This is a genomic window from Micromonospora sp. WMMD1128, assembly GCF_027497235.1.
Classification (GTDB): Bacteria; Actinomycetota; Actinomycetes; order Mycobacteriales; family Micromonosporaceae; genus Micromonospora.
Genome location: NZ_CP114902.1, coordinates 1,017,833 through 1,034,458 on the forward strand (window position 1 = coordinate 1,017,833; position 16,626 = coordinate 1,034,458).

A 16,626-nucleotide genomic window follows, 5' to 3' on the forward strand; every position below is an offset into this window, starting at 1 on the left:
CGCCGGCCGCCGGTCAGCCGGCGGCCGGGTCGTCCTCCGCGTTCACCATGAAGTAGGCGGACCGCTCCAGGTAGTCCCAGAGCGTGGCGGCGAGCTGTGGCGGCAGGTCCAACGTGGCCACCGCGTGCCGCATGTGGCGCAGCCAGGCGTCCCGCTCGGCGGCGCCGATCCGGAACGGGGCGTGCCGCATCCGCAGCCGCGGGTGCCCGCGTTGATCCGAGTAGTCCCGCGGGCCGCCCCAGTATTGGATGAGGAAGAGGGTCAGCCGGTCCGCCGCCGGGCCCAGATCCTCCTCCGGATACATCGGCCGCAGCAGCGGGTCGTCGGCGACGCCGGCGTAGAACTCGTCGACCAGCTTGCGGAAGGCGGGCTCACCGCCGATCGCCTCGAAGAGCGTCATCGACTCGCCTGGGGAAGTCACACGTCCATCCTGCCAGGTGCGACCCGCCACCCGCGCCCGCCCGCCGGGCGGTGGCGGTCACGTCACCGCGTGCCGGCGTCGGGCGGGCTCCCGCCCCCGGTCGTCCGCGCCCGGCCCCCGGTGCGGTGGGTGCTGGCTCCCGACGACCGACTCCGCCCGCGCGCTCTGGACGGCCGCCTCGATCGCCGCCGGACGGGGCCAGGTGACCGCCGCGACGAGCATGAGGAGAACGCCCGCCGCGCTCCAGAACCCGACCACCGTCGGGATGGGGAACCGCTCGGCCAGCGCGCCGGTGGCCAGCACCGAAGCGCCCTGGATGATCTGGGTGCCGCTGGCCATCACCCCGAACGCCCGGGCCCGGTAGCCGTCCGGCAGCGCCTGCATGAACAGGCCGTTCGACAACGGGAGGATCCCGCCGACCGCGAAGCCGCACGCGCCGGCCAACAGGGCCACCACGGCCGGCGGTGGATCGAGGAGCGCGGGCACGAGCACCGCGGGCGCGGCGACCGCCAGCGCCGGCATCAGGGCCAGCCGGCGGGCCGGGCCGACCAGCCGCCCGATCACCAGCCCGCCGAGGACGTATCCCACCGGGTTCGCGGCCATGATGACCGCCTGTGCGGTGCCGGCGTTCATGCCGCCGCCGGTCCGCTCGGCGGCCCAGCCGGCGGCGAGCCCCTCGGGGACGATCGAGAAGACCATGGCGCTGAACACCAGCACCGCGATCGCGCGCAGCACCGGCCGCGCGAAGACGATCCGGAAACCCTCGGCGGTCTCCCGCAGGAGGTGGCCGCGGTGCGCCCCGGCGGTCGCCGGAGCGCGGTCCCGCAGGCCGAACCGGACCAGCGCGGCCGACAACGCGAACGTGCCGGCGTTGATCAGCAGGGCGGTGCTCGGGTTCAGCACCGCGATGGTCGCGCCGGCCAGGTAGCCGACGACCTGGGCGGCCTGCACCGCGCTTGTGGAGGCGGTGAGGCCCACCACCAGCCGGTCGCCGGTGAGGATGTGTGGCAGCAGCGCCGAGCGTGCCGCCTGGCTCGGCGGGTTGGCCAGCGTCGCCACGAAGATCAGGCCGATGATCGCCCAGGCCGGCATGAAGGGCATGGCGACGAGCACCATCAGCGCCATCCGGATCAGGTCACAGAGCACCATCACCCGGCGGTAGCGGTGCCGCCCGGCGAGCGCCGACAGCAGTGGGCCGCCGATCAACCAGGGCAGGTAACTGGCCGCGAACGCGGCGGCGGAGAGCGCGACCGACTGCGTCTCGTGCAGCACGAGCACGGTGACCGCGGCCTTGGCGAGATAGTCGCCGACCCAGGACAGGACGTTGGCGGCGAAGAGCGCGCGGAACTCCGACTGGCCGAACACGTCGCGGAAGGTGGCCGGGCTCTCCTGAGCGGGCCGCTCGTCGGACACCGTCGCCTCCATCGTTCCGGGTCGACCACTTGTGATGGCCCGACCGGGAACCGTCGTCGGATCGGTCGATCAGCGAGGACACGAAGCGCACTCCCCGGTGGAGCGCGTGCATCGGATTCTGCCCGATCGTCTGACGGGTGCCTAGGGCGAACGGATCGATCGTCGCATCTCCGACTGAACCGAACGGACGATACCCGAGGGGCCGTGCGGCACGCGACCCCCGGCGAACGTCCGTACCAATCCCGACGTCAGGTGGCCGCGTCGGTGCCCGTTCCCCCCGCTTTGGGCTGCGGCGGCAGCCCGGGATAGAGCCGGGTCGCCGCGATCTGGGCGGTGATCCCCGAGTTCTCCAACGCCTCCGCCAGCCGGCGGCGCAGCTCGCGAGCGACCGTGAACTGCCCGTCCGCGGTGGTCTTGACCACGGTACGGATCACCGACCCGTCGACCGTCACCTGCTCGATGCCGAGCACCTCCGGCTGTTCCACGATCTTCGGCGACAGCTCCGGGTCCAGCGCCACCGACGCCGCCGCGGTCCGCATCACCGCGGTCGCCTGCTCGGTGCCGGCGAAGCCGATCGGCAGGTCCACCACGACAAGTGCCCAGCCCTGGCTCTTGTTGCCGACCCGGACGATCTCGCCGTTGCGGATGTACCAGAGCACCCCCCGAGCGTCGCGCACCGTGGTCACCCGCAGGCCCACGCCCTCCACCACGCCTGTCGCCTCGCCGAGGTCGACGGTGTCGCCCACGCCGTACTGGTCCTCGATCAGCATGAACAGGCCGGCGATCAGATCCTTGACCAGGCTCTGCGCGCCGAAGCCGAGCGCCACCCCGGCGATGCCGGCGCTGGCCAGCAGCGGGGCCAGGTCGAAGCTGAACTCCTTGAGCACCATCAGCAACGCGATGCCGAAGACGAACGCGGTGACCATGCTGCGCAGCACCGACCCGATCGCCTCCGCGCGCTGCCGCCGCCGCTCCGGCACGAACTGCTCCGGCGCGAGCGTGGCGCTGGGGATCCGCTCCCGCAGCGGGCGGAGCATCGTCGGCACCGCGCCCTGGGTGGTGGTGCGCACCAGCCGGTTGATGGTCCGGTGCAGCGCCCAGCGGGCGGCCACGGCGAGCAGCAGGATCAGCGCCACCCGCAGCGGCTTCAGCAGGACCCAGTAGCTGCTCTCGGCGAACCAGGCGGAGCCGGTGAGTCGGTACAGGAACTCGCAGGAGCTGCTGCCCTGGCAGTCGGGGCGCCGGTCGGAGATCGCGGAGAGCACGGCGGCGATCAGGTCGGAGACGTTCACCGTGCTTTCGTACCGCATCGGCGGTGGGCGTCCACCGCGGACCCGCCGGTCCGGTCCGCCGCCCGGGCGGAGCGAACCGGTCATCTTGGCACGCCCGGGTCAGCCCCGAAGTGGGTACCCCGGATTAGTACGTGCAATCCGGGGCGCGATCAGGGACTATTGGCCCAACGGACGTCGGTGGTCCCGCCGGCGTCGGGGCCGTTCCGCGCGGTGTGCGGGGCGGTCCCGCCCGTGGTGGTGGCGGGAGCGGCTGGACCGGGAGGGTGAGCGCGATGCCTGACATACGACCCACGGCGGGCTCCGGTGCACTCGTTCTGAACGCCACCTACGAGCCCCTGTGCGTCGTGTCGGTGCGTCGTGCCGCGATCCTCGTCCTCTCCGCCAAGGCGGTCTGCGTGGCCGACGGCGAGGGCATCCTGCACAGCGCGCGCAACACGCTCCCCATCCCCTCCGTGGTGCGCCTGACCCGCTACGTCCGGGTGCCCTACCGCACCCACGTGGGGCTCTCCCGCCGAGCGATCTTCGCCCGCGACGGTTGGCGGTGCGCCTACTGCCGGGGGCCGGCGGAGACGATCGACCACGTCTTCCCGCGCAGCCGCGGTGGCCGGCACGCCTGGGAGAACGTCGTCGCCGCCTGCGCCCGCTGCAACCACACCAAGGGCGACCGGACCCCGGCCGAGCTGGGCTGGCGGCTGCACCACCTGCCGGCCGCGCCGAAGGGCAACGCCTGGCGGGTGCTCGGCCACCGCGCCCCCGACCCGCGCTGGGCGGACTGGCTAGACCTGCGCGAGCCCGAACACGAAGCGGCCTGAACCCCGGCTCAGCGGGCCTGGACCAGCGCGGCGTAGACGACCAGGTTGTCGGCGTACCCGGTCTCGCCGCCCACCCAGCGTCCACCGCAGGTGATCAGCCGCAGGTTGGGGCGGCTGAAGTCCCCGTAGACCTCCCGCACCGGCAGCTTCTCCTTGCCGTACCGCTCGATCGAGGTCACCTCGAACACCGCCACCGAACGGTCCTGGCGGGTCACCTCGATCCGGTCGCCGTCGTCGAGTTTCCGCAGCCCGTGGAAGACGGCCGGGCCGGTGGTGGTGTCGACGTGCCCGACGAGCACCGCCGGGCCGTACTGGCCGGGGGTGGGCCCCTGGTCGTACCAGCCGACCTCGCCGGCACGGTTCACGTCCGGCACCGCGATGCTGCCGTCGGGCGCGATGCCGACCCGGTGCACCGGCGCCTTCAGGTCGAGCTTGCCGATCGTCAGGTCGGTCGGCGGGCTGGCGGGCAGCACCGGGAACTTCTTCGGCGGCGGGCGCAGGCCGGCCACGATCCGGTCGGGCAGCATGCTGACGCCGGTCACCCGTTCCACCCCCAGCATGGCCACGATCAGCGCCATCAACCCGGCCACCACGAGCACCGGTACGCCGGGGCCGCGCCCCGGGGCGTACCGGCGGGTGGTGGCCGTGGTGGCGCGGGCCGTGACCGGGCGGGCCGTCGGGTCGGCGGTGGTGACGCTTGCCGAGAAGGCGTGCCCGGCGGTGTGGCCGAACCGGCGCGCGGCGGCCGAGGCCAGCCGCAGCGCGGTCCGGAGCCGGCTCCGGTCCGGCGGCGGTCGGCCGGGGTGCTTCCGGCCGCGACCGCCGGCCCCGCCGTGGCGCGGTGAGCGGGCCATGGCCGCACCCCGTCAGACGCGGCTACCGGTCTTGCGGCGGGCGCTCACCCCGGCCACCACCGCCACGGCCACCAGGCCGCCGACCAGCAGCAGCGAGCCGGCGCCCCGGCCACCTCCCGCGGTGCCTCCGCCGCCGGTCGCCGGCCCCTTGCTCGGCTGCGACATGTTCAGCACGGTGAGCATGGTCGAGGCGGTGGCGCCGTTGGCGCAGTCCAGGTTCACCGGGTAGTCGCCGGGCGCCTTGTTGCCGGGCACGGTGACCGAGCCGGTGAGGAAGCCGTTGTTCGAGCGCAACGTCACCCGGCCGAACGCGTCCGAGGTGACCTGCGCCTGACGGTCGTTGTTGTTGTCGCAGCCGGCCCGGAGGCTCACCCGGGAACCGGCCTGGACGCTGTTCGGCGTCACCTCGATGAACACGTTCTCCCCGGCCCGGGCCGGCGCGGCCGTGGTCAGGACGAACGCCGCGATCAGGCCGAACAGGCCGAGTACGGACGACAGCGCGCGATGTGACAGGAGCCCTCGCATGGTTCCCCCCTCCCGGTGCGACGGCGCACCGGACCCACTGACGGGCAGCGAGGGCTGCCTTCCCGGTCAGCGGGGCTGTTAACAGGGGCCCCCTCCGCTACCGGAGGCGTTAAGCGGGGGCCCCTCCTTTCACCACGGGGTGCCAGGTGAGCGGCGTCGAGAGGACCATGGTGCTTGACGGCTGGCCGTAGGGGGCCAGACGGTCGATCACCGCCTCGAACTCGCCCATCGAGGTGGCCGCGACCTTGAGCATGCTGCACGCGTCGCCGGTGATCCGGTTGATCTCCATGATCTCCGGCCACTGCGCCACCCGCGGGTCGTTGAGGATGCAGCGGGAGCCGTAGCAGGACATCCGGATCAACGCGAGCACGGTCCGCCCGGCCCGGGCCAGGTCCACGTGCGCGTGGTAGCCGGTGATCACCCCGGACTCCTCCAGCCGCCGGACCCGTTCCGCGACCGCCGGCGGGGACAGGTGCACCCGGCGGGACAGCTCGCTGTAGGAGAGCCGGGCGTCGGCCTGGAGTTCGCGCAGCAACGCCCAGTCCATGTCGTCCACGCGGCGACCTTTCTTCCGTGAAGTCAGTCTCCTGAGATGCTTTCAGCTCATGAAGTCAGACCACCCTACCCCCGTTGAACAGGCATTCCATCCGGCCGTCCACCAGCGAGATCATGGCATCTACCCCGCAGGACGGAGAAGACGGTGGAACACACGACGGCGGTCCGCCCGGCCACCCCGGAGCAGCGGGCGGCCCGGGCGGAGCGCAACGGAGGCGAGCCGACGCTTGAGTTCGCCGAGCGCGTGCCCTACGACGCGTACGTGCACGCCAGCACGCTGCACCGGCTCCAGCAGCCGCTCAGCGACGACCCGGGCGAGATGTCCTTCCTGATGGTCAGCCAGATCATGGAGCTGTACTTCAAGCTGACCTGCCACGAGCTGCGGCACGCCCAGCGCGAGCTGCGGGCCGACCGGGTCTGGGAGGCGCTGCCGCCGCTGCGCCGGGCCGCGCTGCACCTGGAGGGGCTCAACGCCGCCTGGCAGGGGCTGCGGTGGATGACCCCGGCCGACTTCAACCGGTTCCGCGACCGCCTCGGCGAGGGGTCCGGCTTCCAGTCCGCGATGTACCGGCACCTGGAGTTCCTGCTCGGCCTGCGCGACCCGGCGCTGATCCGCCCCTTCCGCCGGCAGACCGACGTGTACGCGGAGCTGACCGCCGCGATGGCCACGCCGAGCCTCTGGGACGACGTGGTCGCGCTGCTCGCCCGGCGCGGCTTCGACGTGCCGGCCGAACTGCTGGAGCGGGACGTGACGGCCGAGCACGAGTCCCATCCGGGCGTGGAGGCGGCCTGGGTGCGCGTCTACGGCGACAGCGGGCCGGACAACCACCTGCGGATGCTCGGCGACGCGCTGACCGAGGTGGCCGAGCAGTTCGGCGACTGGCGGTGGAACCACGTCAAGGCGGTGCAGCGCGCCATGGGCGCGAAGGTCGGCAGCGGCGGGTCGGCCGGGCTGGCATGGTTGCAGCGCAGCATGGCCCGGGTGGTCTTCCCGGAGCTGTGGTCCGCCCGTACCGCGATGTGAGGCGAAAGAGCAGGCGATGAGGATCCCCGAGAACGAAGCCCACCGGCTCGACGCCGCCGACCCCGGCCACCGGCACCTGTTCCACGTGCCGGCCGCCGACGGCGGGCGTTACCCCGAGGCGGCCTATCTGGCCGGCAACTCGCTGGGCCTGCAACCCCGGGCCACCCGGGACGAACTCGTCGCCGACCTGGACGCCTGGCGCCGGCTGGGCGTCGAGGGGCACCTGGAGGCGGACCGGCCCTGGCTGCCGTACCACGAGCTGTTGTCGGCCCCGGCCGCGCGACTCGTCGGCGCGTCACCCGCGGAGACCGTGGTGATGAACTCCCTCACGGTCAACCTGCACCTGCTGATGGTCAGCTTCTACCGCCCGGCCGGGGACCGCACCCGGATCGTCATCGAGGACAGCGCGTTCCCCTCGGACAGCTACGCGGTGCGCAGCCAGGCCCGCTTCCACGGCCTGGACCCGGACGTCACGGTGGTGCGGCTGAAGCCCCGCCCGGGCGAGGACACCCTGCGCACGTCCGACGTCACCGCCTTCCTGGCGGCCGAGGGGCACACGGTCGCGCTGCTGCTGCTGGGCGGCGTCAACTACCTGACCGGCGAGCTGATGGACATCCCGGCGATCACCGCCGCCGGGCGGGCCGCCGGCGCGGTCGTCGGATGGGACCTGGCGCACGCGGCCGGCAACGTGCCGCTGGCGCTGCACGACTGGGACGTCGACTTCGCCGCCTGGTGCTCCTACAAGTACCTGAACTCCGGCCCGGGCGCGCTCGGCGGCGTCTTCGTCCACGAGCGCCACCTCGGCGATCCGTCGCTGCCCCGGTTCGAGGGCTGGTGGAGCACCGAGGCGGCCACCCGGTTCGAGATGACGCCGGTGTCCCGCCCGCCGGCCACCGTGGAGGCGTGGCAGATCTCCAACCCGCCGATCTTCGCGATGGGGCCGGTGCGCACCTCGCTGGAGCTGTTCGACTCCGTCGGCATGCCGGCGCTGCGGGAACGCAGCCTGCGACTCACCGGCTGGCTGGAACGGCTGCTCGACGACGTGACCCCGGGTCGGCCGCTGACCGTGGTGACGCCCCGCGACCCGGCCCGCCGCGGCTGCCAGCTCTCCGTCCGGATCGGCGCGGGCAGCGCGAACGAGCTGACCAAACGGCTGCGGCACGAGCACGGCGTCATCGCGGACGCCCGGGAGCCGGACGTGGTCCGGTTCGCCCCGGTGCCGCTCTACTCGACGTACCACGACTGCTGGCGGGTGGCCGAGGCACTGGCCGCGACGGTTGCGAAGGAGGAGTCGTGACGGAACGCGACGAGATCGCGGTGGTCGGCGCCGGACTGGCCGGCTGCCTGTTGGCCTGCTTCCTGGCCCGGCGGGGCTACCCGGTCGCCCTCTACGAGCGGCGTCCCGACCCGCGCGGCGGCGCCGCCGAACGGGGCCGCTCGATCAACCTGGCCCTCTCCGAGCGCGGCCTGGACGCGCTGCGCCGGATCGGCCTGGACGAGCAGGTGATGACGGACGCGCTGCCGATGCGCGGCCGGATGATCCACCCGGTGGCCGGTGAGCCGCAGTTCCAGTCGTACAGCGTCTCCGGCGACCGGGCGATCAACTCGATCAGCCGGGGCGCGCTCAACAACGCGCTGCTCGACGCCGCCGCCGCGCTACCGGGCGTGCGGATCGCGTTCGACCACCGGCTCGTCGGCCTCGACCCGGTCGGCGGCGAGATGACGTTCGAGACCCCGCAGGGCAAGACCAGCGCCACCGCGTCGGTCGTCCTGGGCGCCGACGGCGCCGGCTCCGCGGTGCGCGGGCAACTGCTGGCGTACGGGGGGTTGAGCGAGAGCCTGGACTTCCTCGACTACGGCTACAAGGAGCTGACCATCCCGCCGATCGGCGGGGAGTTCGCCCTCGACCCGGGCGCGCTGCACATCTGGCCGCGCGGCACCTCGATGATGATCGCGCTGCCGAACCCGGACCGCTCCTTCACCTGCACGCTCTTCTGGCCCACCCACGGCACCCGCAGCTTCGCGTCACTGAGCAGCCCGGCCGCGATCGAGCGGTTCTTCGCCGCCCACTACCCGGACCTGGTGCCGCTCGCCCCGAACCTGGTCGACGACTACCGGCACAACCCGGTCGGCGTGCTCGGCACGGTGCGCTGCACGCCGTGGCAGGTGGCCGGCACGGTCGGCCTGATCGGCGACGCCGCGCACGCCATCGTGCCGTTCTACGGCCAGGGCGCGAACTGCGCCTTCGAGGACGTGGTCGAACTGGACCGCTGCCTCGACGAGTGCGACGACGAGTGGGCCGCCGCGTTGCCGCTGTTCGAGCGCCGCCGCCAGGACGACGCCGAGGCGATCGCCCGGATGGCGCTCGCCAACTTCGTGGAGATGCGGGACAAGGTCGCCTCCCCGGTGTTCCGGGCCCGCAAGACCGTCGAGCACGCGCTGGAACGCGCGTTGCCCGGCCGCTACGTCTCCCAGTACGAGCTGGTCTCGTTCTCCACCACTCCGTACGCGCAGGTCCGTCGCCGGGTCCGCCGGCAGTACGCGGCGGTCGGCGCGGTCGCGGCCGGCGCGGCGGCGCTGCTGGCCGCCGGCGTGGGCGCGGCCCTGGGGCGGCGGCGGTGACGCTCTGGGACCCCCGGCTGATGACCGGGCACGCGCCGGACGGCCCCGGCCTGCTGCGCAACTTCGTCGACGGCGCGTTCGTCGACACCGGCACCCGGTTCACCAAGCGCAGCCCGGTCACCGGTGAACCGGTCTTCGAGGTGGTCGAGGCGTCGTCCGCGGTGGTCGACGACGCCGTCGCCGCCGGCCGGGCGGCGCTGCGCGGCCCGTGGGGCCGGATGGGGGAACGGGACCGCGCCGAGGTGCTGCGCCGGGTCGCCGACGAGTTGGAACGGCGCTTCGACGACCTGGTCGCCGCCGAGGTGGCGGACACCGGCAAGGCCATCTCGCAGGCCCGCACGCTCGACATCCCGCGCGGCGCGGCCAACTTCCGGGCGTTCGCCGAGATCGTGGCGACCGCGCCGACCGAGTCGTTCACCACGGTCACCCCGACCGGCGGCCGGGCGCTCAACTACGCGGTCCGCAAGCCGGTCGGCGTGGTCGCGGTGATCGTGCCGTGGAACCTGCCGCTGCTGCTGCTCACCTGGAAGGTCGCCCCGGCCCTGGCCTGCGGCAACGCGGTGGTGGTCAAGCCCAGCGAGGAAACCCCGGCGTCGGCCACGCTGCTGGCCGAGGTGATGGCCGCCGCCGGCGTGCCGGACGGCGTGTTCAACCTGGTGCACGGCTTCGGCCCCGACTCGGCCGGCGAGCACCTGACCCGGCACCCGGGGGTGGACGCGATCACGTTCACCGGCGAGTCCACCACCGGCAGCGCGATCATGCGGGCCGCCGCCGACGGGGTGAAGGCGGTCAGCTTCGAGCTGGGCGGCAAGAACGCCGGCCTGGTCTTCGCCGACGCCGACCTGGACGCGGCGGTCGCCGGCTCGGTCCGCTCCAGCTTCACCAACGGCGGCCAGGTCTGCCTCTGCACCGAGCGGATCTACGTGCAGCGGCCGGTCTTCGAGGAGTTCACCGCCCGGCTGGCCAAGCGCGCGGACGAACTGGCGTACGGCTGGCCGTCCGACGAGGCGACGGTGAACATGCCGTTGATCTCGCACGGCCACCGGGACAAGGTGCTCGGCCACTACGCGCTGGCCCACATCGAGGGCGCCGAGGTCCGCGCCGGTGGCGGGACGCCGCGCTTCGGCGACGGCCGCGACGGCGGCGCGTACGTGCAGCCGACCGTGCTCACCGGGCTGGGGCCGGACGCCCGGACCAACCGCGAGGAGATCTTCGGCCCGGTGGTGCACGTCGCGCCGTTCGACAGCGAGGACGAGGCGTACGCGCTCGCCAACGGCACCGACTACGGGCTGGCCGCGACCGTCTGGACCCGGGACGTGGGCCGGGCGCACCGGGCCGGGATGCGGCTGGACGCCGGCATCGTCTGGGTCAACACCTGGTTCCTGCGCGACCTGCGCACCCCGTTCGGCGGGGTGAAGGCGTCGGGCGTCGGACGCGAGGGCGGCGTGCACTCGCTCGACTTCTACTCGGAGCTGACGAACGTCTGCGTTGACCTGGCATGAGAGGAGCCGGCATGACCGTGGACATCGAGGCCGCCAACCGGGAACTGGCCGTGGCCCGGCAGGAGGGGAAACCCTGCCCGCCGTTGCGCGGCCGGCTGCTGCCGGAGGGCGACGTCGAGGCCGCGTACCAGGCGCAGCAGGTCTACACCCGGCAGCGCCTGGGCAAGGGGCACCGCCGGGTCGGCGCGAAGATCGGCCTGACGTCCCGGGCGGTGCAGGAGAGCTTCGGCGTCTTCCAGCCCGACTTCGGGGTGCTCTTCGACGACATGGCCGTCGGCGACGGCGAGGAGGTGCCGATCGGTCGGCTGCTCCAGCCCCGGGTGGAGGCGGAGATCGCCTTCGTGCTCGGGGCGGACCTGCCGGACGAGCGGGTCACCACGGTGGACCTGATCCGCGCCGTGGACCACGTGCTGCCGGCCATCGAGATCGTCGACTCGCGGGTCGCCGACTGGGACATCTCCATCGTGGACACCGTGGCGGACAACGCCTCGAGCGGGTTGTTCGTGCTCGGCACCGCGCCCCGCCGGCTCGCCGACGTGGACCTGCGGCTGTGCGGGATGGTGCTGGAGCACGCCGGGGAGCCGGTCTCGGTCGGCGCGGGCGCGGCCTGCCTCGGCAACCCGCTGCACGCGCTGCGGTGGCTGGCCGAGACCATGGCCCGCGCCGGCGACCCGCTGCGGACCGGGGACGTGGTGCTCTCCGGCGCGCTCGGCCCGATGGTGCCGGTCACCCCGGGCGCCGGGTACGAGGCGCGGATCTCCGGGCTCGGCTCGGTGCGTACCTGCTTCTCGAAGGAGACCTCATGACTGTCGGCGTGGCGGTGCTCGGGTCGGGCAACATCGGCACCGACCTGATGATCAAGGTGTTGCGGCTCAGCGACACCCTGAAGATGGTGGCGATGGCCGGCATCGACCCGGCCTCCGACGGCCTGGCCCGGGCCCGCCGGCTCGGCGTGACCACCACCGCCGAGGGCGTCGACGGCCTCGTGGCGCTGCCCGAGTTCGCCGACGTCCAGCTCGTCTTCGACGCCACCTCGGCCGGCGCGCACAGGCGTCACGACGAGGTGCTGCGCGCGCACGGCCGCACCGTGGTCGACCTGACGCCGGCCGCGCTCGGCTCGTACGTGGTGCCGCCGGTCAACCTCGACGAGCACCTGGCCGAGCCGAACGTCAACATGGTCACCTGCGGTGGGCAGGCCACCGTGCCGATCGTGCACGCGGTCGGCCGGGTCACCCCGGTCGCGTACGGGGAGATCGTCGCCTCGATCGCCTCGAAGTCGGCCGGTCCGGGCACCCGGGCCAACATCGACGAGTTCACCGAGACCACCGCCCGGGCCATCGAGGTGGTCGGCGGCGCCGGGCGCGGCAAGGCCATCATCGTGCTGAACCCGGCCGACCCGCCGCTGCTGATGCGCGACACCGTCTACTGCCTCTGCCCGGACGCCGACGCCGACCGGGTGGAGATCGCCGCGTCGGTGGCCGACATGGTGAAGACCGTGCAGGAGTACGTCCCCGGCTACCGGCTCAAGCAGGACGTGCAGTTCGACCCGGTGGACACGTACGCGCCGGTGCTCGGCCGGCACTTCCGCGGCCTTCAGGTGTCGGTGTTCCTGGAGGTCTCCGGCGCCGGGCACTACCTGCCCGCGTACGCCGGGAACCTGGACATCATGACGTCGGCCGCGCTGCGCACCGCGGAGCGGCTGGTGGCCCTGCGCGCCAAGGGGGTGCCGGCATGACCGACCTCTACATCCAGGACGTGACGCTGCGCGACGGCATGCACGCCATCGCCCACCGCTACACGACCGACCAGGTGCGTACCATCGCCGCCGCGCTGGACGCGGCCGGGGTGGCCGCGATCGAGGTGGCGCACGGCGACGGGCTGGCCGGCTCCAGCGTCAACTACGGCCACGGGGCCGCCGCCGACGCGGACTGGATCTCCGCCGCCGCCGAGGTGCTGACGAACGCGCGGCTGACCACGCTGCTGCTACCCGGCATCGGCACCATCGCCGACCTGAAGGCGGCGAAGGCGCTCGGGGTGACGAGCGTGCGGATCGCCACCCACTGCACCGAGGCGGACATCTCCGCCCAGCACATCGCCTGGGCCCGGGAGAACGACATGGACGTCTCCGGGTTCCTGATGATGTCCCACCTGAACGATCCGGCCGGGCTGGCCGCCCAGGCCAGGCTGATGGAGTCGTACGGCGCGCACTGCGTCTACGTCACCGACTCCGGCGGCCGGCTGCTGATGTCCGACGTGGCGCAGCGGGTCGACGCGTACCGGCAGGTGTTGGCGCCGGAGACGCAGATCGGCATCCACGCGCACCACAACCTGTCCCTGGGCGTGGCGAACAGCGTGCTGGCGGTCGAGCACGGCCGTATCCTCGGCGCCGGCCCGCTCGGTTCTCCGTCCGGACGGACCGTCCGGGTGGATGCGTCGCTGGCCGGGATGGGCGCGGGCGCCGGCAACGCGCCGCTGGAGGTGTTCGTCGCGGTCGCCGAGCTGCACGGCTGGAAGCACGGCTGCGACGTGTTCGCGCTGATGGACGCCGCCGACGACCTGGTCCGCCCGGTGCAGGACCGGCCGGTGCAGGTCGACCGGGAGACACTCTCCCTGGGGTACGCGGGCGTCTACTCCAGCTTCCTGCGCCACGCCGAGCGGGCCTCGGCGAAGTACGGGGTGGACGTCCGCTCGATCCTGGTCGAGTTGGGTCGCCGCCGGATGGTCGGCGGCCAGGAGGACATGATCGTGGACGTGGCACTGGACCTGGCGAGCAAGGAGAGCACCTCATGAGCGGGCCGGACGTCGCGGGGATCGCGGAGAAGCTGGGCGCGGCGGCCGACACCGCCACCGCGATCCCGCAGCTCGCCGCCGAGACCGGCCTCGACGTGGACGCCGCGTACGCGGTGCAGGAGGCGCTGGTGCGGCGCTGCCTCGACCGTGGTGAGCGGCTGGTCGGGCTGAAGATGGGGCTGACCAGCAAGGCCAAGATGGCCCAGGTCGGCGTGGACGAGGTGATCTGGGGTCGGTTGACCGACGAGATGCGGGTGCCCGACGGCGGCACGGTTGACACCGCCGGTTTCATCCACCCCCGGGTCGAGCCGGAGGTGGCGTTCCTGCTGGACCGGCTGCCCGAACCCGGTGAGCCGGTCGGCTCGTTCACCCGGGCCGTGCGCGCGGTCGCCCCGGCGATCGAGTTGATCGACTCCCGGTACGCCAACTTCACCTTCTCGCTGCCGGACGTGGTCGCCGACAACACCTCGGCCGCCGCGTTCGTGGTCGGACCCTGGTCGCCGGTGCCGGACGGGTTGGACAATCTGGGCGTGTTGCTGGAGGTCGACGGGCGGGTGGCGCAGGTCGGTTCGACCGCGGCCATCCTCGGCGACCCGCGCCGCGCGCTCGACGAGGGCCTGCGGCTGGCCGGCCGGCACGGCGTCCGGCTGCGCAAGGGGTGGGTGTTCCTGGCCGGCGCGGCCACCGCTGCGGTGCCGCTGCGACCGGGCGCGCACGTGCGCGCGGTCGTGGAGAAGCTCGGCACGGCGTCCCTGAGGGCCCGCCCATGACCAGCCGGGTGGTGGCCGGGAAGGCCGTGCCGCGCGGGGCGTTCCCGCACGTCAAGGTCGCGGGCGGCTTCGTCTTCGTCTCCGGTACGTCGTCGCGGCGGCCGGACAACACGTTCGCCGGCGTGTCGGTGGACGAGTTCGGCACCACCGACCTCGACATCCGGGCGCAGACCCGGGCCGTGATCGACAATCTCCGCGACCTGCTCCGCTCGGTCGGCGCCGAGCTGACCGACCTCGTGCAGGTGACCAGCTACCTGGTCAGCATGAACGACTTCGGTGGCTACAACGAGGTCTGGGCGGAGTTCTTCGACGCCACCGGTCCGACCCGGACCACGGTGGCCGTGCACCAGCTTCCGCATCCGCACCTGCTGATCGAGATGCAGGCCGTGGCCCTACTTCCGTCGGGAGGTCCGTCATGAGTGAGATCGCCGAGCCGTTCAGCTTCGCCGGCTGGATCGGGGACAACCAGCACCTGCTCAAGCCGCCGGTGGGCAACAAGGAGATGCTGCCCGGCAGCGACGACTTCATCGTCATGGTGGTCGGCGGGCCGAACCAGCGCACCGACTTCCACGTCGACCCGTACGAGGAGTTCTTCTTCCAGGTCAAGGGCAACATGCACATCAACCTGATGACGCCCGAGGGCCCGCGTACGGTGCACGTGCGCGAGGGGCAGATGTGGATGCTGCCGCGCAACACCCCGCACTCGCCGCAGCGCCCGGAGGCCGGCTCGATCGGCATGGTGATCGAGCGGGTCCGCGAGGAGGGCACGCTGGAGAAGTTCCAGTGGTACTGCGCCGAGTGCAGCCACAAGGTGTACGAGGTGGAGTTGCAGGTGCGCGACATCGCCGCCGACCTGCCCCCGGTCTTCGCCGCGTTCTACGGCGACGAGACCGCCCGCACCTGCGACAACTGCGGCGCGCTGCACCCGGGCAAGGGCTGATGCCGGTGCCGGTGGTGGACGTGCACACCCACGTCGTACCGAAGGGGTGGCCGGATCTCGCCGCGGCCTGCGGCGGGTCCGGCTGGCCGTGGCTGCGGGTGGACTCCGAGCGCGCCGCCATGATCATGGTGGGGGAGACCGAGTTCCGGCCGGTCGGCGCGTCCTGCTGGGACGCGCCCACCCGGCTCGCCGACATGGCCGCCGACGGCGTCGACGTGCAGGTGGTCTCGCCCACCCCGGTCTTCTTCGGCTACGACCGCCCGGCCGACCAGGCGGCCAAGGTGTCCCGGATCTTCAACGACCTCACCCTTGAGGTCACCGCGGCCGGCGACGGCCGGCTGGTGCCGTTCTGCCAGGTGCCGCTCCAGGATCCGGACGCCGCCTGCGCCGAGCTGGACCGCTGTCTCGCCGCCGGGCACGCCGGCGTGGAGATCGGCAACCACGTCGGCGACCGGGACCTCGACGACGCCGGCGTCGTGCAGTTCCTGACCCACTGCGCCGAGGTCGGCGCGCCGGTCTTCGTGCACCCGTGGGACATGCCCGGCGGCCCCCGGCTGAACCGGTGGATGGCCCGCTGGCTGGCCGGGATGCCGGCCGAGACGCACCTGTCGGTGCTGGCGCTGATCCTCGGCGGGGTGTTCGACCGGGTGCCGGAGACGCTGCGGATCTGCTTCGCCCACGGCGGCGGTAGCTTCCCGTTCTGGCTGGGCCGCGCCGACAACGCCTGGCACCGCCGGGGCGACCTGGTACGCGGCGCGTCGGCCGCGCCACCCAGCTCCTACGTCGACCGGTTCAGCGTCGACTCGGTGGTGTTCGAGCCGGCCGCGCTGCGGCTGCTGGTGGACACCATGGGCGCCGAGCGGGTGCTGCTCGGCAGCGACTACCCGTACCCGCTGGGGGAGCGGCCGGTCGGGCAGGTGGTGCACCGTTCGGACTTCCTCACCGACGCCCAGCGGACCGCGCTGCTCGGCGGCAACGCCCTGCGCTTCCTCGGCTCGGGCGTGCTCGCCGAGCGGAGCGAGGCGATCCGGGAGCTGCTGTCGATCGATCGGGACTGGACCGGCATCGTCGACGACGACAAGGTGGCGCCGGCCTGACGCGACGGG

Annotated in this window: 18 protein-coding genes; 12 read left to right on the forward strand and 6 right to left on the reverse strand. The window is 73.0% G+C overall.

Going from position 1 to position 16,626, the window contains the following annotated elements:
- Positions 1–13: 13 nt before the first annotated feature.
- The 3 genes from O7602_RS04970 to O7602_RS04980 form a co-directional block, all read right to left on the reverse strand.
- Positions 14–400, reverse strand: a complete 387-nt coding sequence (locus O7602_RS04970) for a globin (RefSeq protein WP_281590121.1) — start codon at positions 398–400, stop codon at positions 14–16.
- Between the two features lie 78 nt (positions 401–478).
- Positions 479–1,846, reverse strand: coding sequence for an MFS transporter (locus O7602_RS04975; RefSeq protein ID WP_281587042.1), 1,368 nt, complete (start codon positions 1,844–1,846; stop codon positions 479–481).
- 236 nt (positions 1,847–2,082) lie between these two features.
- Positions 2,083–3,144 carry a mechanosensitive ion channel family protein gene (locus O7602_RS04980; protein WP_281590122.1) on the reverse strand — a complete coding sequence of 354 codons (1,062 nt, stop codon included), beginning with the start codon at positions 3,142–3,144 and terminating at the stop codon, positions 2,083–2,085.
- 254 nt (positions 3,145–3,398) lie between these two features.
- On the opposite strand from O7602_RS04980, the gene O7602_RS04985 reads away from it, so the two are divergent.
- Positions 3,399–3,938 (forward strand): HNH endonuclease, encoded by a 540-nt coding sequence (locus O7602_RS04985; RefSeq protein WP_281587043.1) that lies wholly within the window; start codon positions 3,399–3,401, stop codon positions 3,936–3,938.
- 8 nt (positions 3,939–3,946) lie between these two features.
- Here O7602_RS04985 and O7602_RS04990 read toward each other — a convergent pair whose 3' ends face one another.
- From O7602_RS04990 to O7602_RS05000, 3 genes are all read right to left on the reverse strand, one after another.
- Positions 3,947–4,792, reverse strand: a complete 846-nt coding sequence (locus O7602_RS04990; RefSeq protein WP_281587044.1) for a class F sortase — start codon at positions 4,790–4,792, stop codon at positions 3,947–3,949.
- A gap of 12 nt (positions 4,793–4,804) precedes the next feature.
- Positions 4,805–5,317, reverse strand: a complete 513-nt coding sequence (locus O7602_RS04995) for a hypothetical protein (RefSeq protein ID WP_281587045.1) — start codon at positions 5,315–5,317, stop codon at positions 4,805–4,807.
- A gap of 109 nt (positions 5,318–5,426) precedes the next feature.
- Positions 5,427–5,873 carry an Lrp/AsnC family transcriptional regulator gene (locus O7602_RS05000; protein ID WP_281587046.1) on the reverse strand — a complete coding sequence of 149 codons (447 nt, stop codon included), beginning with the start codon at positions 5,871–5,873 and terminating at the stop codon, positions 5,427–5,429.
- 144 nt (positions 5,874–6,017) lie between these two features.
- Between O7602_RS05000 and O7602_RS05005 the strand changes: the two genes are divergently transcribed.
- Genes O7602_RS05005 through O7602_RS05055 form a run of 11 tightly spaced genes read left to right on the forward strand, consistent with a single transcriptional unit; the run spans position 6,018 to position 16,617 of the window.
- Positions 6,018–6,896: a tryptophan 2,3-dioxygenase family protein gene (locus O7602_RS05005; RefSeq protein ID WP_281587047.1), complete on the forward strand. Its 879-nt coding sequence runs from the start codon at positions 6,018–6,020 to the stop codon at positions 6,894–6,896.
- Positions 6,897–6,912: 16 nt separating this feature from the next.
- Entirely contained in the window at positions 6,913–8,193 is a 1,281-nt protein-coding gene (gene kynU, locus O7602_RS05010; protein ID WP_281587048.1) for a kynureninase, read from the forward strand.
- Positions 8,190–9,518, forward strand: a complete 1,329-nt coding sequence (locus tag O7602_RS05015; RefSeq protein WP_281587049.1) for an NAD(P)/FAD-dependent oxidoreductase — start codon at positions 8,190–8,192, stop codon at positions 9,516–9,518. Before kynU ends, O7602_RS05015 begins: the two co-directional genes overlap by 4 nt.
- 20 nt (positions 9,519–9,538) lie before the next feature.
- A complete protein-coding gene (locus tag O7602_RS05020; protein WP_281590123.1) occupies positions 9,539–11,020 on the forward strand; it encodes a 2-hydroxymuconic semialdehyde dehydrogenase in 1,482 nt (493 codons plus the stop codon).
- Between the two features lie 11 nt (positions 11,021–11,031).
- Positions 11,032–11,826 (forward strand): fumarylacetoacetate hydrolase family protein, encoded by a 795-nt coding sequence (locus O7602_RS05025; protein WP_281587050.1) that lies wholly within the window; start codon positions 11,032–11,034, stop codon positions 11,824–11,826.
- On the forward strand, positions 11,823–12,755 hold the full coding sequence (locus O7602_RS05030; RefSeq protein ID WP_281587051.1) for an acetaldehyde dehydrogenase (acetylating): 933 nt from the start codon (positions 11,823–11,825) through the stop codon (positions 12,753–12,755). The genes O7602_RS05025 and O7602_RS05030 overlap by 4 nt, the downstream gene beginning before the upstream one ends.
- Positions 12,752–13,810, forward strand: coding sequence for a 4-hydroxy-2-oxovalerate aldolase (dmpG, locus tag O7602_RS05035; RefSeq protein WP_281587052.1), 1,059 nt, complete (start codon positions 12,752–12,754; stop codon positions 13,808–13,810). Before O7602_RS05030 ends, dmpG begins: the two co-directional genes overlap by 4 nt.
- Positions 13,807–14,580 carry a fumarylacetoacetate hydrolase family protein gene (locus O7602_RS05040; RefSeq protein WP_281587053.1) on the forward strand — a complete coding sequence of 258 codons (774 nt, stop codon included), beginning with the start codon at positions 13,807–13,809 and terminating at the stop codon, positions 14,578–14,580. The genes dmpG and O7602_RS05040 overlap by 4 nt, the downstream gene beginning before the upstream one ends.
- A complete protein-coding gene (locus O7602_RS05045; RefSeq protein ID WP_281587054.1) occupies positions 14,577–14,999 on the forward strand; it encodes a RidA family protein in 423 nt (140 codons plus the stop codon). Before O7602_RS05040 ends, O7602_RS05045 begins: the two co-directional genes overlap by 4 nt.
- Entirely contained in the window at positions 14,996–15,520 is a 525-nt protein-coding gene (locus O7602_RS05050; protein ID WP_281587055.1) for a 3-hydroxyanthranilate 3,4-dioxygenase, read from the forward strand. The genes O7602_RS05045 and O7602_RS05050 overlap by 4 nt, the downstream gene beginning before the upstream one ends.
- Complete coding sequence (locus tag O7602_RS05055) at positions 15,520–16,617, forward strand: amidohydrolase family protein (protein ID WP_281587056.1); 1,098 nt, start codon at positions 15,520–15,522, stop codon at positions 16,615–16,617. The genes O7602_RS05050 and O7602_RS05055 overlap by 1 nt, the downstream gene beginning before the upstream one ends.
- Positions 16,618–16,626 lie beyond the last annotated feature (9 nt).